This window comes from Ramlibacter sp., assembly GCF_035554825.1.
Lineage (GTDB): Bacteria > Pseudomonadota > Gammaproteobacteria > Burkholderiales > Burkholderiaceae_C > Ramlibacter.
The window spans coordinates 1-20,010 of record NZ_DATMHS010000071.1; the positions used below are offsets into that span (position 1 = coordinate 1).

At 71.3% G+C, this 20,010-nt stretch carries 17 protein-coding genes; 6 read left to right on the forward strand and 11 right to left on the reverse strand.

From position 1 onward, the window contains the following. From VNT59_RS08020 to VNT59_RS08040, 5 genes are all read right to left on the reverse strand, one after another. Positions 1-1,316 (reverse strand): phospholipase D-like domain-containing protein (locus VNT59_RS08020; RefSeq protein ID WP_325497800.1); only part of this gene is annotated, 1,316 nt, incomplete at its 3' end. Between the two features lie 236 nt (positions 1,317-1,552). Then, complete coding sequence (locus VNT59_RS08025) at positions 1,553-2,554, reverse strand: tripartite tricarboxylate transporter substrate binding protein (RefSeq protein WP_325497801.1); 1,002 nt, start codon at positions 2,552-2,554, stop codon at positions 1,553-1,555. Between the two features lie 118 nt (positions 2,555-2,672). Next, complete coding sequence (locus VNT59_RS08030; protein WP_325497802.1) at positions 2,673-3,998, reverse strand: anaerobic C4-dicarboxylate transporter; 1,326 nt, start codon at positions 3,996-3,998, stop codon at positions 2,673-2,675. Between the two features lie 16 nt (positions 3,999-4,014). Further along, positions 4,015-5,412 carry an aspartate ammonia-lyase gene (locus tag VNT59_RS08035; RefSeq protein ID WP_325497803.1) on the reverse strand — a complete coding sequence of 466 codons (1,398 nt, stop codon included), beginning with the start codon at positions 5,410-5,412 and terminating at the stop codon, positions 4,015-4,017. A 279-nt stretch (positions 5,413-5,691) separates the two neighbouring features. Then, on the reverse strand, positions 5,692-6,837 hold the full coding sequence (locus VNT59_RS08040; RefSeq protein ID WP_325497804.1) for an SGNH/GDSL hydrolase family protein: 1,146 nt from the start codon (positions 6,835-6,837) through the stop codon (positions 5,692-5,694). A gap of 238 nt (positions 6,838-7,075) precedes the next feature. On the opposite strand from VNT59_RS08040, the gene VNT59_RS08045 reads away from it, so the two are divergent. The 3 genes from VNT59_RS08045 to VNT59_RS08055 all read left to right on the forward strand — a co-directional run bounded on the left by VNT59_RS08045 (position 7,076) and on the right by VNT59_RS08055 (position 10,153). Next, positions 7,076-9,148 carry a multicopper oxidase family protein gene (locus VNT59_RS08045; RefSeq protein ID WP_325497805.1) on the forward strand — a complete coding sequence of 691 codons (2,073 nt, stop codon included), beginning with the start codon at positions 7,076-7,078 and terminating at the stop codon, positions 9,146-9,148. Positions 9,149-9,186: 38 nt separating this feature from the next. Then, positions 9,187-9,648: an isoprenylcysteine carboxylmethyltransferase family protein gene (locus tag VNT59_RS08050; protein ID WP_325497806.1), complete on the forward strand. Its 462-nt coding sequence runs from the start codon at positions 9,187-9,189 to the stop codon at positions 9,646-9,648. 175 nt (positions 9,649-9,823) lie between these two features. Beyond that, positions 9,824-10,153, forward strand: a complete 330-nt coding sequence (locus VNT59_RS08055; RefSeq protein ID WP_325497807.1) for a hypothetical protein — start codon at positions 9,824-9,826, stop codon at positions 10,151-10,153. A gap of 138 nt (positions 10,154-10,291) precedes the next feature. Here the strand turns inward: VNT59_RS08055 and VNT59_RS08060 are convergent, their stop codons facing one another. The 5 genes from VNT59_RS08060 to VNT59_RS08080 all read right to left on the reverse strand — a co-directional run bounded on the left by VNT59_RS08060 (position 10,292) and on the right by VNT59_RS08080 (position 15,358). Then, positions 10,292-11,029 carry a DUF2894 domain-containing protein gene (locus tag VNT59_RS08060; protein ID WP_325497808.1) on the reverse strand — a complete coding sequence of 246 codons (738 nt, stop codon included), beginning with the start codon at positions 11,027-11,029 and terminating at the stop codon, positions 10,292-10,294. Beyond that, positions 11,026-11,688 carry an OmpA family protein gene (locus VNT59_RS08065; protein WP_325497809.1) on the reverse strand — a complete coding sequence of 221 codons (663 nt, stop codon included), beginning with the start codon at positions 11,686-11,688 and terminating at the stop codon, positions 11,026-11,028. Before VNT59_RS08065 ends, VNT59_RS08060 begins: the two co-directional genes overlap by 4 nt. Further along, on the reverse strand, positions 11,685-13,856 hold the full coding sequence (locus tag VNT59_RS08070) for a DUF802 domain-containing protein (protein ID WP_325497810.1): 2,172 nt from the start codon (positions 13,854-13,856) through the stop codon (positions 11,685-11,687). Before VNT59_RS08070 ends, VNT59_RS08065 begins: the two co-directional genes overlap by 4 nt. Then, positions 13,853-14,710: a DUF3348 family protein gene (locus VNT59_RS08075; RefSeq protein WP_325497844.1), complete on the reverse strand. Its 858-nt coding sequence runs from the start codon at positions 14,708-14,710 to the stop codon at positions 13,853-13,855. The genes VNT59_RS08070 and VNT59_RS08075 overlap by 4 nt, the downstream gene beginning before the upstream one ends. A 255-nt stretch (positions 14,711-14,965) precedes the next feature. Then, positions 14,966-15,358, reverse strand: coding sequence for a hypothetical protein (locus tag VNT59_RS08080; protein ID WP_325497811.1), 393 nt, complete (start codon positions 15,356-15,358; stop codon positions 14,966-14,968). A 257-nt stretch (positions 15,359-15,615) separates the two neighbouring features. Between VNT59_RS08080 and VNT59_RS08085 the strand changes: the two genes are divergently transcribed. Then, on the forward strand, positions 15,616-17,481 hold the full coding sequence (locus tag VNT59_RS08085) for a CHASE domain-containing protein (RefSeq protein WP_325497812.1): 1,866 nt from the start codon (positions 15,616-15,618) through the stop codon (positions 17,479-17,481). A gap of 14 nt (positions 17,482-17,495) precedes the next feature. Here the strand turns inward: VNT59_RS08085 and VNT59_RS08090 are convergent, their stop codons facing one another. Continuing rightward, positions 17,496-18,419, reverse strand: a complete 924-nt coding sequence (locus tag VNT59_RS08090; protein WP_325497813.1) for a patatin-like phospholipase family protein — start codon at positions 18,417-18,419, stop codon at positions 17,496-17,498. A 116-nt stretch (positions 18,420-18,535) separates the two neighbouring features. Here VNT59_RS08090 and VNT59_RS08095 point away from each other — a divergent pair, with 116 nt between their 5' ends. Then, positions 18,536-19,252, forward strand: coding sequence for a pseudouridine synthase (locus tag VNT59_RS08095; protein WP_325497814.1), 717 nt, complete (start codon positions 18,536-18,538; stop codon positions 19,250-19,252). Between the two features lie 85 nt (positions 19,253-19,337). Continuing rightward, on the forward strand, positions 19,338-19,961 hold the full coding sequence (locus VNT59_RS08100) for a hypothetical protein (protein ID WP_325497815.1): 624 nt from the start codon (positions 19,338-19,340) through the stop codon (positions 19,959-19,961). Positions 19,962-20,010 lie beyond the last annotated feature (49 nt).

Below are 20,010 nucleotides of genomic sequence, written 5' to 3' on the forward strand. Positions count from 1 at the left end.
CCGTCCTTGATGAAGGCCGCTTCCCCGAGCACGGAGCCGTACGAGATGACCAGGTCGCGATCGTCGCGCAACCGGTCCTCGAGGTCCTTCTTCGGGCGCTTTTCCATCAGGACGAAACGCAGGAAGTCGCGGTCATCCGCCAGGGGCAGCACGAACTTCTCGTTGACGCCGAAGGCCGCGGTGAACATCACGCCCTGCGTCGCGTCCACCATCCGGTTCGCGTACCACTGCAGCATCCCCGCCGTGTGCCGCGGCGAGAACACCGGCGTGATCGAACCTTCCTTCGGCTCCTCGACCGGATGGGGGCTCACCTTGGTCGACGCCTCCTTCGACGGGAAGGACTTCGGATTCTTCGAGATCGCCTCCCAGTATTCCAGGAATTTCGCGGCCAGCTTCGGGTGGCGGTTGATCCGGTGGCCGACGTTCGACTGGCCGAGGAAGCCGGACGAGGTGATGTTGGTCGAGCCGGTCCAGATCGACTGCGGCTGGCCCCGCTTGTCGAGGCGCACCATGAACTTGTTGTGCGGGATCTTCGGCACCGTGCGCTCGAAGAGGACCTGCACGTTGCCCACCTTCTTGCGCAGCTCGGCGGCCGCCACCGCCTTGCGGTTGACTTCGGTGCCATGGAAGCAGATGCGCACATCGACGCCGCGGTCGATCGCCGCCTTGAGGGCGTTGAGAACCGGCTTGTACGTGAACTCGTACAGGCAGCACCGGAGCCCCTCGCCCTCGGGAATCTCGTTGATGAAGTCGAGGCATGCCTCGGCCAGCCCGCGCGAGAGCCACTTCGTCACGGGCTGGGTGAGGTCCTCCAGCTGCTGCGAGCTCGGCTCCACGTCGCCGAACTCCCTGGCGAAATGCTGGCTCGCGATCGCGCCGCGATTGAACCAGACGCCATGGCCTCGCGGGTCGTTCTCGAGTTCGGTCGTGACGGAGATCGTGATCTCGTCGTCCGCCTCGTGCCTCAGCGCTCCGGGCCGGCCGTACGCCGGCACGATCCGGAATTCGTAGGTCGCGCCCGGCTCCGCCGTGTAGTCGCCCCAGAGGAAACTCTGAACCGGATGGTCCGCTGTGGTGAAGACCGGCGGCCGACCGTTGACCTTCTTCCTCGGATTCGGCACGAGCGACTTGAATACCTTCTGCGAGCGCAGCCACTTGCCGGAGTTGGCGGCTCCCTGGCGCGCGCGGTAGAAGGAGAAACCAAGCAGCCCCTCACGCCGCGCCTCGTCGCAGTCCAGCGCCATCAACACGGTCCGCGTGCCGGCGACCACCTTCAGGCGGAACTGGCCATTGTTCGAAGCAGCTGTCTGTCGCATGCGTGCCTCCTCGTCGAGCCCCGGCGCAAGGGAGACACCAGTGCGGCGACGCCGCCGGCTGCGGCCGCACTTCCCGAGCGGGCGCAGGATAGCGCTTCGCCTCCTGCGTGTAAACGGGCGGCCGCATGGCGGCTCCGGCGTCGCGGCGCCGTCGGCCGGGCAGGGCCCCCCGCATCGGCCCGCGCTGGCGCGCAGGAACGCGCCGGCCCGTTGTGGCTTGCGGGGTTCGGGCGCGCTCAGGTCGCGCTGATGCCCTTCTCCCTGACCACCTTGCTCCAGCGCGCGTGGTCGGCGACCAGCCGCTTCTGCATCGCGTCCCCGGGCTGGTACGCCGCGATCGCGCCGGCCGAGAGCAGCTTGGCCTGGATCTCCTTGTCCTCGGCCAGGATGGCCGCCACTTCCTTGCTCACCCGCGCGACCACGGCCGCGGGGGTGCCCGCCGGCGCGATCAAGCCGCCCCAGGAGTCGAAGTCGAAGCTCGGGAAGCCCTGCTCGGAAACGGTCTTCACGCCCGGCAGCATGGCCGCGGCCTTCGGCGAGCTCAAGGCGATGGCGCGCAACTTGCCGGCCTTGATGTGCGGCAGCGCCGCGACCAGGTCGGCGAACATGACGCCCACCTGGCCGCCCAGCAGGTCCGCCACGGCGGGCGCGCTGCCGCGGTACGGCACGTGCTGCATCTCGAAGCTGCCCAGGTCCTTGAGCTGCTCCATCGCCAGGTGCCCAAAGCTGCCGGCGCCGGAGCTGGTGTAGTTCATGGGCACCTTGGATGCCTTGGCGCGCGCCACCAGTGCCTTGAGGGAGTCCACCTCTGGCAGCAGCGAGGGGTTGACCACGATGCCCATGGGCAGGTCGTACACGGTGGCAACGCTCTCGCTCTGGAAGTCCTTCGTCGGATCGTAGGCCGTCGTCTTGTAGAGGATGGGCGCGAGCAAGGCGGGCATGCCGAACATCGACAAGGTGTAACCATCCGCGGGCGACTTGATGAAAGCCGCGGTGCCGATCGAGCCGGAAGCGCCGGGCTTGTTCTCCACAACGATCGAGACGCCGAGACGCTCGGCGAGCTTCTGCGACACGATGCGGGCCGCGGTGTCGGTGGGGCCGCCGGCGGGGAAGGCCACCACCATCTTGATGACGCGGCTCGGCCAGGCGTCGGCGAACGCGGGCAGGCCCAGCGTGGACAGGATGCCGGCGCTGCCGGCGGCGAGACAGTGGCGGCGGGTGATGCGAGTTTGGGTCATGCGGTACTCCGGAGGAATCGTCGGGGGCCGGAGTCTACAGGGCCGGCCCCGCCGGAGGCATTCCGTCGGGGGCCAGGCGCGGGCACGGTCAGACCGTGCCGCGATACGCATCACAGCGTCAGAACACCACGCGGGCCATCGCCAGCCCCGTGGCCACCGCGACGCCGGTGGCGACGATGCCGGGAACCATGAAGGAGTGGTTCAGCACGTACTTGCCGATGCGTGTCGTCCCCGAGAGGTCGAAGTTGATGGCGGCGATCAGCGAGCCGTAGGTGGGGATGAAGAAGTAGCCGTTGACCGCCGGGAACATGCCGATCAGGAACTGAGGCGGCAGGCCAAGCGCCACGCCCAGCGGCATCAGCGCACGGGTGGTCGCTGCCTGGCTGTACAGCAGCACCGACGCGAAGAACAGGCCCAGGGCGAAGGTCCATGGCGCGACCTTCGCCCACTCGCCGATGGCGGGCACGATGACTTCCTTGTTGGCGGCGATGAAGCTGTCGCCCAGCCAGGCCAGGCCGAAGATGCCGATCGTCGCCACGACGCCCGCGCGCAGCGTCGCCGTCTTCGGCACCTCGTCCACCGCCACCCGGCTGGCCAGCAGCATCACGGCGGCGACCGACAGCATCACCAGTTCGATCACGATCGGCATCGCCAGCGCCGACTTGGCGCCCGGCAGCGTGCGCAGCGACGGGAAGAAGCCGAGCAGCACGACCAGCGCCACGCCGGCCAGGAAGATCAGTGCGGAGCGCTTGGCGGCCGGCTTGAGCGGCGCGCGCGCCCCGGGCGCCTGCGGCGGCGGGATGAGGCCGGCCTTCAGGCGGTCCTGGTAGACCAGGTCGTTCTTCAGGTCCTTGCCCATGAACATCGAGACGATGGCGGCGACCACCACCCCGGCCAGGGTCGACGGGACACAGATCATCAGGATCTGCGCCAGGCCCCAGTCCGTCATGCCCTTCTCGGCGAACAGGCCGATCATCGCGGCGGTGGCAGCTGCCACCGGGCTGGCCGTGATCGCCTGCTGCGACGCGATGGTTGCCACGGCCATCGGGCGCTCGGGCCGGATGCCGTTCTGGTGCGCCGTCTCGTAGATCACCGGCAGCAGCGGATAGACGATGTGGCCGGTGCCCGCGAGGAACGTGAAGGTCCACGTGGTCAGCGGCGCCACGATGGTCACGTACTTCGGGTTCGCGCGGATGATGCGTTCGGCGACGCGCACCAGGAAGTCGATGCCGCCGGCGGCGTCCATCACCGAGGCGGCCATGATCACCGCGAGGATGATCAGCATCACGTCGACCGGCGGCGAGGTCGGGTTGACGCCGAAGGTCACGACCAGCACCAGCAGGCCGACCGCGCCCCACAGGCCGAGGCCGACGCCGGCCGAGCGGGCGCCGAGCCAGATGGCGCCCAGCACGACGGCGAATTGAAGAAGGATGGCGAGTGTCATTGTTCCGCTCCTGTCTTCACTTCGCGAATGCGGGTCTGATCAGGTTGTCGAAGGAAAAGACCTGGTCCCACTCCGCTTGTGTGAGCAGCCGGCGCTCGCTCACCACGATGTCGTGCAGCGACTTGCCGGTGTTGAAGCCTTCGCGGGCGATCTCGGCGCACAGCTTGTAGCCGAGCCTGGGCTTCAGGACGGTCACGATGCCCAGCGAGTTGAGCACCATGTCGCGCGTGCGCTCGGCGTTGGCGGTGATGCCTTCGACGCAGTTCAGGCGCAAGCTGTTGACCGCGTTCTCCATCGTCGAGATCGACGTGAAGAGGGCGTAGGTGATCACCGGCTCCATCACGTTGAGCTGCAACTGGCCGGCCGAGGCGGCCAGGGTCACCGTCAGGTCGAGGCCGATCACGAGGAAGCCCACCTGGTTGACCACTTCGGGGATCACCGGGTTGACCTTGCCCGGCATGATCGAGGAGCCCGGCTGCATCTGCGGCAGGTTGATCTCGTTGAACCCGCACCGCGGGCCCGAGGCCAGCAGGCGCAGGTCGTTGCAGATCTTGGTGAGCTTGGAGGAGGTGCGCTTGAGCACGCCGGACAGCAGCACGTAGGCGCCCGTGTCCGAGGTGGCCTCGACCAGGTCGCCCGCCAGGATGAATTTCAGGCCAGTGAGTTCGGACAGGTAGCGGGTGGCCAGTTCCGGATAGCCCGGCGCGGCGGTGACCATGGTGCCGATCGCAGTAGCCCCCAGGTTGATCTCGTGCAGCAGCTGCCGCACTTCCGCGATCCGCTGCACCTCCTCGCCGAGGGTGGTGCCCCAGCCGTGGAATTCCTGGCCGAGCGACATCGGCACGGCGTCCTGCAGGTGCGTGCGCCCCATCTTCAGCACCCGCTCGAATTCCGTGGCCTTGGCGAAGAATGCCTGCTGCAGGCGCGTCAGCGCGTCCGTGTAGCTCGCCAGCCTCAGGATCAGCGCGAGGCGGAATGCGGTCGGGTACACGTCGTTGGTCGACTGGCCGAAGTTGACGTGGTCGTTCGGGCTGACGAACTGGTACTGGCCCTTTTCGTGGCCCAGGTGTTCCAGCGCCAAGTTGGCGATGACCTCGTTGGCGTTCATGTTGGTCGAGGTGCCGGCCCCGCCCTGGATGAAGTCGGTCAGGAACTGATCGCGCATCTCGCCGGCGATGAGACGGTCGCAGCCCGCCACGATCGCGTCGGCGATGGCGGGTTCGAGCGCGCCCAGATCGCGGTTGGCGAGCGCCGCCGCCTTCTTGACATAGCCGAAGGCGCGCACGAATTCGGGTTCGGCCGACATCGGCACGCCGGTGATGCGGAAGTTGTCCATGCCGCGCTGCGTCTGCACGCCGTAGTAGGCGCCCCCGGGAATTGCGCGCTCGCCCAGGAAGTCTCGTTCGGTCCTCACGTTGCCCTTTCGTTGTGTCCTTGTCCTGATTCTTGGAGGGCTGGTTTGCTGGCCGTTTGCTTTGCCTCAAGCGCCCAAACGCTGCGCGCAGCCGGTTCGGCATGGCCCGATGTTTTCTGCGCATGCCGGCGCGGGCTCACCGCAGCGATCCACCCGTCTCACCGGCGGTCCGGCTCCGGCAGGAAAGGCAGCGCGCCGGCCGCGACCGCTTTGGCTGGCGAGGACCGGGAGCCCGCCGGCGAGCCCCGAGAGCGCGTGACCGAGAACAGCCGCGGTGCGCTACTCGAACCAGCCCGCCGCCGTCATCCGCTGCATGGCGAACCGGGCGTAGAGCCGGTAGCCCAGCGGCGACGGATGGACCTCATCGGCATACAGGTAGCCGCTGGTGTCCCCGGTCACCGTGCTGTCCTTCGTGCATCCGAGCGATGAGTTCCCCAACGGATTTCTTGGGGACGTGATGCACGCCGGCGTCGTGGCATTGGCAATGCCGTACTTCGCGGGGTTGGCCGCCTGGTCGCGGCTCTGCGCGAAGGCGTCGAGCACGAGCACCGGCGTGCCTGCCAGGCCGGCCTGCAACTCGGTATTGAACGCCGTCACCAGCGCGGCAACGAGTTGCCGCGTGCCGGCATCGGTGGCCATGGCGAATGGCGTCTGCGCGGCGTCGCCCAGGTTCAGCACCAGGACGTAGCGCGCGCCCTTGTCGAGAACCTGCGTCCTGATGAGCGATGCCAGTTCGGCCCCGGTCCGCCCCATCGCGGCGAAAGCGGCGGCAGTGGCGGCCTGCACCGCGGCTGGCCCGCCGGCGGCGACGGCCGCCTGCACCGGCTGGTCCCAGCCAGCAGCGATCGCCGCGCCGGCGGCCGCCGAACCGCCGCTGGCCGCGGCCGCGATGCCGTAGAAATTCATGAACAGGTCGTTGCCGCCCACGGTGAGGGTGACCAGTTCCGAGCCGCGGTAGGCGCCGCCGGCCCTGGCCAGATGCGTTTGCATCTGGGTGCTGACGGGCGTGGCGAGCAGGCCGATGTTGACCTGGTTGAAGGGCGGCGCCTGGAGCGCGGCGGCACTGGGACTGCCGAACGGGTTGCTCACGCGGGCGCTGCCCTGCGCGTAGTTGGTGCACTCGCCGTGATTGCTGACGGGCGCTCCCGCGAAACCGGGCACGTTCGGCAGCAGGCCGGTTTGCGCCGGACAAGGAGCGGCGATGCCGCTCTCGGCGGCCACGATTTCGGTCCAGATCCTGGCATCCGGGCCGTTCACGGTCCACTTGCCGCCGCCGGCGGCCGCAATCGTGCCCACCTGGTAGGTCCCGACGTCGCTGAGGCTGTCGCCGAAGGACACGATCGAGTCGAAGACACGGCCCGAGTCGCCGCCACCGCAGGCGACCAGCACCAAGGCGGCGCCGAGGGCGGCAAGTTGGAACTTCATCGATTTCATGTTGAGTTTCCCCACGGTCTGCATGAGCCTGGCACTGACGCGCCCTTCCCCTATAGGACGCGCGCCGCGCAGCGCCATGACGCCGGTCAAAGGGACGGCCCGGTCCGGCTCGGCCTCCTGTCGTCCCGTAAGAGTCGTCACAAAGGTCGCCGGCCTCGTCGCTTCCTGACACACATCATGCGGTGCGCGCGCGACTGGTGGACAGTGGGCGGGCACCGGAGGTCACGCCATGGCCAATCGTCGCATCTTCCTCCAATCCGCCGCCGCGGTCGGCGCGGCGTTTCTCGCCGGCGTGCCGCGCCGCGTGCGGGCGTCCGAGGGCGTACGCCTCGCGAAGTTCGTGCAAGCGCTGCGCGAATTCGGCGCCGCCGGCGGCATTCCGCTGGCCGCCAGCGACGGGCTGCGCCGCTGGGGCGGCGCGCCGGTGCAGCACTATGCGATCGCACTGGAGCAGTTCGAGGACCAGTTGCATCCGCAACTGCCCGCCGCCACGCGCCTGTGGGGATACCGGCCGGCCAATGTCGCCGCCGGCGGCAATCTGCACCTGGCCGGCGCGATCGTGGCCGAGCGCGGCACCGCCGTGCAGATCACGGTGACGAACAACCTGCCGGCCCGTCACATCCTGCCCGTCGACGCCAGCGTGCTGGGCGCGGAGCGGGGCCAGGGCGCGAACCACGCGTCGCTGCACCTGCACGGCGGGCTGACGCCGTGGATCAGCGATGGCGGGCCGCATGCGTGGTTCGATCCGGCCGGCCGCTACGGTGACAGCGCCACCGATCCCGCGACCGGCGCCGCCATCTTCCGCGTCCTCAACCCGGCGCTGCGCCCCGGGCAGGCCGAGTACTTCTACCCGAACCAGCAGGGGGCGCGGATGCTGTGGTACCACGATCACGCGCTGGGCATCACGCGTCTGAACGCGTATGCGGGGCTGGCCTCCGCCTACGTGATCACCGACGACTACGAGCGCGACACCATGGGCGTCGGGTACCGGTTGCCGGGCCCGCTCGATCCGCGCACCAAATACCTGGTGTTCCAGGACAAGAGCTTCGTCTCGACCCGCACCGGCAGCGACGATCCCGCGTGGAGCGCGCTGCTGCCCGCCTCGCGGCCGGGCGACCTCTGGTATGCGCACGAGGCCGAAGTCGAACCGGTCCGCGGCCTCGCCTGGCCCGCCCCGCCGCAGCCCTCGTGCGTTCCCGAATTCTTCGGCGGCACGATCCTCGTGAACGGCACGGTCGCACCGTTCCTGGCCGTGGAACAGCGTCAATACCGGCTGCGGATGCTCAATGCGTGCAACGCGCGTTTCCTGAATCCCCGGCTGGTGTATGCGATGGGCACGAGCGGCATCGAGGCCACGGAGCCGCGCGCCGGCCGGGACGGGCCGGCCTTCGTGCAGATCGGCACCGAGGGCGGCTTCCTGCCCGCGCCGGTGATGCTGGGCGGACCGCGCCAGCCGCGGTTGCTGCTCGCGCCGGCCGAACGCGCGGATCTCATCGTCGACTTCCGTGACGTTCCCGCCGGTTCGGTGCTGATCCTCTACAACGACGCACCGGCGCCTTTCCCCCACGGCAGTGCCGAAGAGGACTACCACCCGGGCAACCCGCGCACGCCCGACTCGGTGCCGGGCGCCGCGCCCAACACCCGCACGCTCCTGCAGATCCGCGTCGCCGCCCGCCGCGGCAGCGCCGACGCGCCGATCGCGCTGCCGCCCGGGGGCATGCACAACCCGCTGGACGGACCGTTCCTGGTCGTGCAGCAACCCGGCGTGCCCACGTCCGTGCCGCCCGGCGTGCCGGTGCGGCGGCTGACGCTCAACGAAGGCATCGATGGATTCGGGCGACTGGTGCAAACGATCGGCACCGCCGACCCGGCAAGCCTTGCCGGCAAGCACCAGGCGATGTTCGGGCGCGCCTACGCCGATGCACCGACCGAGGTGGTCGACAACGGCATGGTCGAGGTCTGGGAGATCCTCAATCTCACCGCCGACACCCATCCCGTCCACTTCCACCTCGCCAACGTCCAGCTGCTGTCGCGCCAGGCGTTCAACGTGAATGGCTACGCGGGCGGCGCGCCGCGCTGGGAAGGCCTGCCGACGGCGCCCGATGCCAACGAACTGGGCTGGAAGGACACGGTGCGGATGAACCCGGGCGAGGCCACCCGCGTGATCATGCGGCTGGAATTGCCGCAGGCGCCCTTCGTCGTGCCGCCGAGTCCGCGCACGGGCGGCAACGAATACGTATGGCATTGCCACATCCTCGAGCACGAGGAGCACGACATGATGCGGCCGCTGGTCGTGCGCTGACAGCGCGTCCGCGCAGCCGCGCGCTGCACAATGACGGCATGAACCCGCTGGCACTCCGGATTCCGCCGCTCGCCGTCGTGGCGGTCGCGGCGCTCGCCATCATCGGCGCGGCGCGAGCGGCGCCGGCACTCGCCTTCCGCGTCCCGGGGCAGCCTGTCGCCGCGGCGATCCTGGTGCTGGCGGGCGGTGCCGTCGCGGCCGCCGGCGTGGCGAGCTTCCGGCATCTGCGCACCACCGTGAATCCGATGAGCCCGGAGCGTGCGTCGGCGCTGGCGACCGGCGGCATCTACCGGTATTCGCGCAACCCGATGTACCTGGGCCTGCTCGCCGCGCTCGCGGGGCTGGCGCTGTGGGTGGGTAACGCGCTGTCGCTGGCCGTGCTGCCGGCCTTCGTGGCGTACATGAACCAGTTCCAGATCAAGCCGGAGGAGACGGCCCTCCTGTCGCGCTTCGGCGAGCCCTATGCGCGCTATCGCGCCAGCGTGCGCCGCTGGATCTGACGCGGTCCGGGCCCGGCCGCCGGCGCGCGGTCGGCGGGCGCCGCGAAGCGCGGCTGGCATCGCACGAGAACCTCTTTCTGCATGGCAACCTCCGACAGCGTCGTGGGCGCTTCGCCGACCGCCGTCCCGCTCGAGCGGGAGCACAGTGGCGGCTCCAAAGCGAAAGGATGTTTTCATGAAGCAGAGCAAGACCCGTCTCCTGTGGCCGGCACTGGCCGTCGCCGTTTCCGCGCTGGCGGTGCAAGCCCAGGCGCAGACCAGCAGCGCCGAACGTGACCGCGGCGTTCCCGGCGTCAATGTCGACGTCGGCAAGAATGCCTCGGACAAGGGCCTGCCCGGCGTGGAAGCGGACGTCGGCAAGGACGGTGACCAGAAGAACCTGCCCCGGGCCGACGTCGATACCGGCAAGAATGCCCGCACCGCCCGCGGAGCCGACGTCGACACCCGCGCCTCCGGTGCCTCCGGCACGGGCACGATGCGCAGCGCGCGCGCGGACCGCAACTGATTCCGCTGCCCCGGGGCGCCTGTCCACGGCGCCGCCCGCGCGCCATCTGTGAGAGTGCGGCCCGCACCGGGGCGGGGGCACCTGCCATCCTGCCCCGGCCGCGGTTCGCGCGCCGGCCACCCGCGGTGGCCGGCTGCTTCACTTCCCTGGCCGGCCCCGGCGGGACCCTTTCGTCGGCCTGGCCGGGCTGGGGGCCGAGAGCTCGCGGGCGCCATCGAGCCACTGCAAGGATTCCACCTGGGACAGGAACCGCCTCAAGTAGTCGGGCGACAGCTCGCGCATCAGGTCCAGCGACTGCAGCACCAAGGTGTGGGAGTTGAGCGGGCCGGCATTGGCCGGGCGGCGGGCGGCCGCCAGGTCCACCTGCTGCCGGGCGCGGTGGCGCGACCAGGTTTGCCTGAAGCGGCGCGCGCTCGCCAGCTCGACCCGCTCCGGCGCCGCGCCGTCATAGGCGGTCGCGCCGTCATAGGCGGTCGCGGCGGCACCGCGGATGGACTGATTCAGCAGCGCCAGCGGCGGGCAGGTCGCGGCCGCGCGGGTCGCTGCGAGGCGGTGCACGCCGCGCAGGTCGCCCGCGTCCTGCAGACGTTGCAGCTCGCGGGCCAGTCCGGGCCGCTCGGCGGCCAGGCGCGCCGCCGCCGCGGCCGCCGCCTGCCGGGCGTCGGCCAGGCGCCCGGCGTAGTCGGCCAGCGCGGCCTGCAGCTTGGCGTGCAGCAGCCGGCGCACAGCAAGCGGCTGACCCGGCAGGCGCCGCGCCAGCGCCTCCATGGTGTGGAAGCGCGCCGGGTCCAGCCGCCAGCCGCCGTCGCTGCGCCAGCCTTCGAGCTGTGTCCGCAGCGGCTGCGGGTCGTCCGGCGGCGGGGAGTGCTCGCTCATGGCCGCTTGGGCGCGCCGGCGGACTTGGGACCGGCCGAGCGAGGGACGGGCGCCATCTCCACCCGCCGGTTCAGCGCGCGCCCGCTTTCGCTGGCATTGGAGGCCACCGGCTGCTCGGCGCCGAAGGCGGCGGCGAACACCTGGGACGAGGCCATGCCCTCCTCGATCAGCGCCCGCGTCACCGTCAGGGCCCGCTGCGCCGACAGCTCCAGGTTGTCGGCGAAGCGCTGGTTGCCCTCCTGGATGCGCTTGTCGTCAGTGAAGCCGCTGACCATCAGCATCTCGTTGCGCTCGCCCAGGTAGACCCGCAGCGGATGCACCAGGCTTCGCAGCAGTTGCCGGCCTTCGGGCCGCAGCTGGTCCGAGTTGACCGGAAACAGCACGCTGCCGCTGATGCCGATGCGGCCGTCGTTCAACGTGACCCGGCCCGACGCCAGCGGGACGGCCAGCGCCTGCTCCAGGGCCATGCGCCGCTTTTCCTCGATCTGGCGCTTCTCGACTTCGGCCTGCAGGCTGGCGACCAGATCCATCTGCGCCACCAGCACGCCCAGCAGGATCAGCACGAACGCGCCGAGCAGTCCTGACATCAGGTCGGCGAAGACGGCCCACACCGGCGCGACCTGCTGGCCGGCCGCGTCGCCGTCGTCCAGATCGATCATCCGCGGGCCCCCTCGGCCAGCGCCGGCGCCCGGTCCTGCAGTTGCCGCATGTTCTCGACCAGGCCGTGCTGCGAGGCGATGCTCAGGTCGATGACCTCGCGCGCCTGGGCCACGTAGTAGGCCAGTTGCTCGTCGCTGCGGGCGGTGGACCGGGTGAGCGAGGCCTCGATCCGCTGCAGGCATTCCATCAGCTGCCCGTTGGCGGCCTGGAACAGCTGCACGCCCTGGCCGAAGGCCTCGCCCAGGCTCGACAGCTCCAGCGCGCTGGCCGTCACCTGGGTCGCCATGTCGGCGGCCTGGCCGGCGTGCTCTTGCACCACCTGGCCGAACTGCCCGCCGGCCTCTTTCAGCATCGAGGAGGCGGCGTCCACCAGGGCCTCGATCGCCGCGCGCTGTTCGCCCGCGGCGAGGTTCACGCCCTGCAGCAGGGCCCCGAGTTGTTCCAGCAGCACGCTGCGCTCTTGCAGGGCCAGGTTGTCCCGCTCGGCGATCCGGCTCATTTCCTGCCGCAGCTGGGCGATCACGCCGGCCGCGGCCTGGGGCACCTCGGAAGCGGTGTCCAGCAGACGGGTGATGGGCGCCTCGAGCGCCGCGCCCAGCGTCGCCAGGTGCTGCGCCACGGCCGCCTGCAGTTCGCCCAACCGCTGGACGGCCGCGTCGCCCCGCTGGGTTTCGTCCTGCCGCAGGGCGGCCAGTTCCGTGCGCCACAGGCCCGCCAGTTCGTCCATGCGCTGGCGGTGCTGGCCGACCCACTGCAGCTCGGTGTGGAGCCGCGACTGGACCAGCGCCTCGGACCGGGCGACCAGCCGCGCCACTTCGTCCAGCGTGCGTCCCGCCTGGGCACCGGTGCGTGCCGCCACTTGGCCGGCGCTGTCCTCCAGCGCCAGGCACACCGCCCGTTGCTGCGCGACGGTCTGCTCGCCCACGCGCCTCCACTCGCCCTGCAGCTCGGCGGCCATGGCCTGCAGCGCCTGCGTCCAGGCCTGCAGCCGCTCCTGCTCGGCCGCGGCCTGCGCCGTCTGCGACCGGCCCAGTTGCTCGTGGACCGTGGCCAGCAACGAGCTGCTGCGCTGCTCGAAGCTGTCGGTGAAGGAGGCGAGGCTGCGCCGCAGGTCGCCGCTCAAGGCTTGGTTGGTGCGCGCGTGGTCGTCGAGGGCGGCGGCCCAGGTGTCGGCGACGCGGCGGGCGGTGGCGCCGAACTGCGCCGACAGCGCGTCCACCTGCGCCTGCGCCGCCTCCCCCAGGCGCTCGCGCAGGTGCTGGGACTCCTGCACCACCTGGGCCATCGCGGACGCCACCACCGGCGCGATGCCCTCGCCGGCCGCCTTCGCGCCGGCCGCCAGGCTGTCCTGCAGCGAAGCGCCGACGGTGTGCGCCAGGCCGGTGTAGGCCCGCGTCATTTCGTCATGGAACCGGGCCTGCCGTCCCAGCAGCTGCTCGTCGAGCCGGCGGCTGCGTTCGTCGATCCGCGCCAGCAGCGCGTCGAGCTTGTCGACCACGACCGGCAGCGCGTGGGCCTGCAGCTGGAGCGCCTTGAAGGTTTCCTGGCGCTGGTGGACGAGCGAGAACGGCCGCAAGACCGAGGCGATGCGCCCGTCCAGCTGGCGCGCCAGCTCCAGCCGCTCGCGGCGGGCGATGGCCGACATCAGGCCCAGCATGGCGGAGGCGGCCACGCCGGCGACGGAGGTGCCGAACGCCAGGCCCAGTCCCTTGATGGGTTCGGCCAGCGCCGAGCGGATGGCCTGCAAGTCGGCCGAACCTTCCAGCGCGAACACCGCGCCCTTGAAGGTGACGACCATGCCCAGGAAGGTTCCCAGCATGCCCAGCATGACCAGCAGCCCCACCAGGTAGGGCGTGAGCGCGGGGCCGGGCAGGCCGCCGCCGGCGCCTTCGACGCGCGAGCGCACCGCATCGCGCAGCGTCGGCGGCACCCGGGCCAGCCACTGGTCCAGGCTGGCCCCAGACTGGGGGCTGTCCGCCAGCGCCGCCGCGAGGGCGGCGTTGGCCAGCCGGAACTGCCGCAGCTCGAATGCGCCGAACAGGTAGACCGCCGCGATCACCGCCGTCATGGCCAGCGCCAGCCAGCTCGAACCGGCAAAGCCCAGGCCGACCCAGGCCGGGACCGCCAGGCCGACGGCGAAGGCCGCCGCGAAAAAACGCTTGCTCATGGTCGATGCTTCATTTCGTTGCCCAGGGCCTCGATCAGGCCCACCACCGGCTCCAGGCGCAGGTCCAGCTCGGCCCGCAGCGCGCCGCGCCAATCCGCTTCGAAAGCCGCGCGCCAGCCGCCGGCCTGCTGCCGGGCCGGCGCCTGCTGCGGCGGCCCGGCCGCCTCGGCTTCCTGCCCATGGGCCAGCCGCAGCTGCTGGAAGCGCCGCTCCAGCAGGGCGCCGATGGCCGGCAGCACCCGCTGCTCGCGTGGGCCGAGCAGGTGTTCGTACACGGCATCGAGCGTCGCGAGCTGCCGCAGCCGTGGCGACACGGCACGCAGCGCGCGGCGGACCTGCTCGCGCAGCGGACCGATCATCTGTTCCATGCGCCGCTGCAGTTCCTGGTGGCGCTGCTGGTACGCGGCATAGCCATCCGGCGCAGCGGCCGGCTCGGCGGGGCCACGCGGCACGACGGCCTGCGCGATGGCACTGGCGAGCGCACCGCGCACCTGCTCGACATCGCGTTCGAGCGCCTGCGCCAGGGCGGGCCCCCGGTCCGCGGGCCGACCCGGCGCCGCCGCCGTGATCGACCGGATCGACTGGTGCGCCGCCTGCAATCCGATGGCGTCGAACGCGTTGAGCCACAGGCTCAGACGTTCGGCGAAGTCCATCGCCGGCGCCTGTGCCTCCATGGGGGCCCACTCGCCGAGCATGCGAACGAGCGCTGAGCTGCTGAAAGTGCTGCGCAAAAAACAATCCTCTGCACCGCGCCGGTGCAATCCAGGTCTTTCGTCAGGGGTGGGACGGTGACGGCCGTCGCGCGCTGTCCGGCGGAGCACTGCACGGGCCCATCGCGGGCAACCGCAGGGCATGGCGGCCCTGCCAGCCGCTCGAATGCGCCCGGCGCGCAGTGGACAGGTGGTGCCGGCAGCGGATGCGGCCGGCGCCCTGGTCACGACCGCTATTAGAAACGATCCGAAGGACGATCCCGGACCGCGTCGCCCGCCGCGGAGGCTGGCGCGCGGGGCAGTTGCGCGGGCGCAGCGCGCTCGCCACTTATTCGACGGTTGCCCGCCGCGGGGACCGGGCCCGCTGCAGCGTGTCCTTCGGCCGGCGGCGCGGCGGGTTCAGCCGGCCCGGGCGTGCGCGGCGCGCAGGTCCGCCATCACGCGCGAGTCCGAGAGTGCGAGTTCCCACATGATCCGGTCCTGCACGGCGCGGGCGTGGGCTTCGGCCCAGCGCCGGGTCGCGGCAGCCAGCACCAGCGACAGCCTTTCCACCGGCTTGGCCAGCAGCACGATGCTGGCGAAGGCGATGGCCCACATCAGGATCGAGGCAACCACGTGATCGCCGGTCAGGCGCTCGATGAGCGCGTGCCCGACCAGCACGAACGCGGAGACGATGGCCGCCAGGAGCACCGTGGCCTTGGTGCGATTGGCGTCGAACAGGCGCGGCTGCAGCGCGCCACCGTGCAGGGCGGAGTGGAGGGTCGGCTGGTCCGCGCGGGCGAGGGTGCTCATGATGTTCCCGGTCTGCGCACCGGAACTGACGAGTGCGCACCTCGAATCCTAGGGTTTGCACTGATATTTGACGAATCAATTTTGCTGATTTCATCCATTCACGTTGGTGATGTATTGGCGCGTCACCCGGAGGGCCGGCCCGGCGAGCCGCGCGAACGCCGCCGGCGCAAGCTCGGCCGGTGGCGGGCAGCCGCATCCGGCGCGCCATTGCCACCGATGAGCACTCCGGCGCTTACCATCTCGCGTTCGATTTCCCCATGCGCGCCCTGCCTGTTCCCGAACACAGCGACCCCGACCGGCCGCACCCCGTGCGGCGCGATTGGACCGGCTCGCACCTGTGGCCGGTGGCGGTGCTGGCCCTGGCGCTGGCCGCGACCCTGGCGGCCACGCTGGGCGTGAACCGGCTGCTGCAAGCGCGCCATGCCGGCGCGGTGGCGGCGGCGGTCGAGGACGAGACGGCCCAGGTGGAAGGACGGCTGGGCACCTACCTGGCGCTGCTGCGGGCGACGCGCGCCTTCGTCACCGCCGAGGGCGCGGCGCTGTCGCGCGAATCGTTCCGCGCTTTCGTGACCGGCATCGAGGTGGCGCGCCACTATCCGGGCATCCAGGGCATCGGCTACAGCCCGCGGGTCGATCCGCAGGGCGTTGGTGCCTTCGAGGAAGCGGCCCGGCGCGGCGGGGCGGCCGGCTTCCATCTCTTCCCGCCCGGGCCGCGCGAGCCGATGTTCAGCATCCTGTATCTGGAGCCGCTGGACGAGCGCAATCGCGCCGCGCTCGGCTTCGACATGTTTTCGGAGCCGGTGCGGGCGCAGGCGATGGCGGCGGCGCGCGACCAGGGCGCGGCGGCGATGACCAGCCGCGTCATCCTCAAGCAGGAGATCGACGAGCACAAGGCGGCCGGCTTCCTGTTGTACGTGCCGTATTACGGCGCCGGCCCGGAGCCGCGCACGGTGGCCGAGCGCCGCCAGCGGCTGGTCGCCTTCCTGTACGCGCCGTTCCGCGCGCCCGACTTCTTCGGCAGCGCGCCGCGGCGGGGCGCCGCCTTGGCGAGCCTGCAGCGCGTCTATGCGGCGCCCGCCCCGCAGCGCGAGCTGCTGCTGTACGAGGCGCCGGGGGCGCGCCCCGACACCTCGCGGCTGTTGCGGACGTTGGCCGTGCCCGGCCAGACCTGGACGCTGGAATTCGCCGCCCAGCGGTTGCCGCGCGGCGAGCGGATCCAGGTGCTGGCGACCGCGGCCAGCGGGCTCGTGATCAGCCTGCTGCTGTTTTTCTTCGTGCGCTCGCTGCGGCGGGCCCGCGCGGCGACCGAGCAGCAGGCGCGTGCCGAGCGGGGCCAGCGCGAACTGGCCGAATCGCTGCTCGCCAGCGAACGGGCAGCCCGCCAGAGCGCCGAGGAGCAGCACGCGCTGATGGGCCGGCAGGTCCAGTTCGGCGAGATGCTGGTGGGCATCGTCTCGCACGATCTGCGCAATCCGCTCAACGTGATCATGCTCAACGCCGAAGTGCTCAGGCGCCATTCCCTGCCGGGGCCGCTGGCGCGCTCGGTGGAGCGCATCCAGGAGGGCTGCCGGATGTCGCTGGCGCTGATCCGCGACCTGCTCGATTTCACGCAGGCGCGGCTCGGCTCGGGCATCCCGGTGACGCGGGTCGCTGCCGACGTGACCGCGATCGTCGAACGGGCGGTGGACCAGCTGCGGACGATGCATCCGGACCGCACGCTGCTGCTGCACACCAGCGGCAGCGGCGAGGGCGAGTGGGACGCCGATCGGCTGACGCAGGTGGTGGTCAACCTCGTGACCAACGCCCTGGTGTATGGCCGGCCCGACATGCCCGTGACCGTCGCCGTCTCGGGAACGGCGCAGCGCGTGGCGATCACGGTGCACAACGACGGCGAGCCGATTCCGCCGGAACTGCAGTCCGCGATCTTCGAGCCGCTGCGCCAGGGCGGCGGCCGCCAGGGCGCCAATGCGCGCAACATCGGTCTGGGCCTGTACATCGTGCGCCAGGTGGTGCAGGCGCACGGCGGCGCGGTGGGGGTGGTGTCGAGCGCCGACGGCGGCACGACCTTCCGGATGGAGCTGCCGCGCAGCGACGCGGCGCGCCGGGCCGCAGACGGCGCCTGAAGCCGCGCGGCGCTTCAGGCGACCAGGTCCTCGATCAGCGGCAGCGCCTGGGTGGCCGCGCGTTCGCCTTCGGCAATGGCGTTGGCCCCGCGGTGATAGTCCATCGCGGCGATCCCGGCCAGCCGCGGCCGGATCATGACGTCGGCCGGCTCGCCGGCCAGGCGGCTCTGGGTGATGCGCACCTGCATGATGTTGAGGCTGGTGGTGAGCACGTCCAGCATCGACGGCATGGCCGCGCCGCCGGGGATGCCTGGCGCGCGCAGCCGGGCCAGCATCGCCTCGACGAGGCCGCCGCCGGCACCGCTGGCCGTCGTCTTGACGTCCTCGGCGGCCTGCTTGCGCCGGCCCATCAGGTCCCAGTTGAGGTCCACCGCGATCACCAGTTCCGCCCCCATCGCCCGGCACAGCGACACCGGCACCGGGTTCACCAGCCCGCCGTCGACCAGCAGGCGACCGTCGCGCGGCACCGGGGTGAGCAGGCCGGGCAGGGCGATCGAGGCGCGCACGGCATCGATCACGGAGCCTTCGCGCAGCCACACCTCGCGCCCGCTGACGAGGTCGGTCGCCACGCACCCGTAGGCTTTCGCCAGGCGGGCGATGCCTTCGTCGGCATGGTGCGCCCGGAAGAACTCGACCAGCCTGGCGCCCTCGATCAAGCCGCCGCTCACGCGCACGTCGAGCAGGCCCACCACTGCCTGCCAGGTCAGTCCCCTGACCCAGGGTTCGAAACGATCGAGCGCGCCGGCGGCGTAGGCCGCGCCGACCAGCGCACCGACCGACGTGCCGCAGACGATTTCGGGGGCGATGCCGGCGCGCTCCAGCGCCCGGATCACCCCGATGTGCGCCCAGCCGCGCGCCGAGCCGCTGCCCAGCGCCAGGCCGATCCGCGGACGCCGCTGTGCCACCGCTCGCTCCTCGCAAAGATGAGCACCCACCATACCACCGCTGGCCCGCGGCGGCGAGGTGGCGCGGCCGCGGCGTCGCCGGTCCACAGGCGGGGCGCGTCGTGTTCGAGCCGTGCGGCTATGCTGCGCTGCCGATGCCCACCATCCCCATGTCACCGCTGCGAATCCTGCACCTCGATGGCGATCTGGTGGCCATCGACAAGCCGCCGGGGCTGCTGGTCCATCCCAGCCGGCTGGACGCGCATGAAGCGCAGACGGCGCTGGGGCTGCTGCGCGACCAGCTGGGCGAGCGGCTGTGGCCGTTGCACCGCCTCGACAAGGCCACCAGCGGCGTGCTGCTGTTCGCGCGCCACGCCGACGCCGCGCGCAGCCTCGGCATCGCCTTCGAGACCGGGCAGGTGCGCAAGGGCTATCTGGCCCTGGTGCGCGGCTGGACCGCCGCGGCCGGCACGATCGACTACCCGCTGGCGCGCGACCCGGAACTGCCGTCGGCCGGCCAGCCACGGGTGGCCGCCAGCACCAGCTACGAGCGGCTGGCGCTGTTCGAATGGCCGATGCGGGTTGACCCCAGGCACGAGACCAGCCGCTACGCGCTGGTGGCGGTGCAGCCGCTGACCGGCCGGCGGCACCAGATCCGGCGCCACTTCAAGCACCTCGCGCATCCGCTGATCGGCGACACGACCCACGGCAAGGGCGCGCACAACCGCGCGGTGGCGGCCTGGCTCGGCGTCGAGCGGCTGTGGCTGCATGCGCACTGGATCGAGCTGCCCGCCGGGGCCGGCAACCGGCGCATCGGCGCGCCGCCCGGCGCCGAATGGGGCGCGCTGATCGGCGCCCTGCCTGCGGGTCATAAGGAACATGCCTAGCCGGCGATAGGAGGATTGCCAGTCCGCGCCGCGCGGCGCCGTGATGTGATCGGTGAGGGATCAAGCAGTACCCTGGGGACGGAAGATGAGCGCGGTTTCTGGTCTGGGCGCATTGGCTTCGGCCGCCGGCGGCAGTTCGCAGGCGGACGCGGCAGGGGTGCATCCGGCCGGTGTGGACGGGCCCCGCCATCGCATGTGCGTGGCCGGGGAGAAGTTGCGCCAGGCCGCGCGCTGCCGCGCCCAGCCGCTGGGGATGCTGGTCGTCCAGATCCATGACCTGCGCGAACTGGAGCTGCTGTTCGGCAGCGGCGCGGGCGCCGAAGCGGCCCGTCTCGCGCTCGCCGAGCTCACGCGGCTGGGCGGTCGCACCGGGCTCGCGCTGCGCACCGCCGCCGACACCTTCACCCTGCTGATGCCCGATGCCTGTGCCGAGGACCTGGTGGAGGCGATCGAGGCGCGGCTGGGGAAGGTCTATGCCATCGAGTTCGAGCTCGGCGCCCACGAGATCATCCTGGTGCCGGACGTGCTCGCGCGCCGCGTCCGCTCGACCGAGAGCGTGGCCGAGGCCTACGCCACGCTCTGCAGCGACATCGTGCAGGCCCGGTCCTGCGAGCAGCGACGCCAGGAATTCCTGCGCCGCGAGCGCGAGTCGCACAGCATGCCGGCCTCGCTCACGGCCGCCGTTGCGCCGCGCCTTCAGCCCGCCTGAGCTTTCCGAGGCGCGCCGCACGCCGAGCGCCCGCGTGATTGAATAGCGC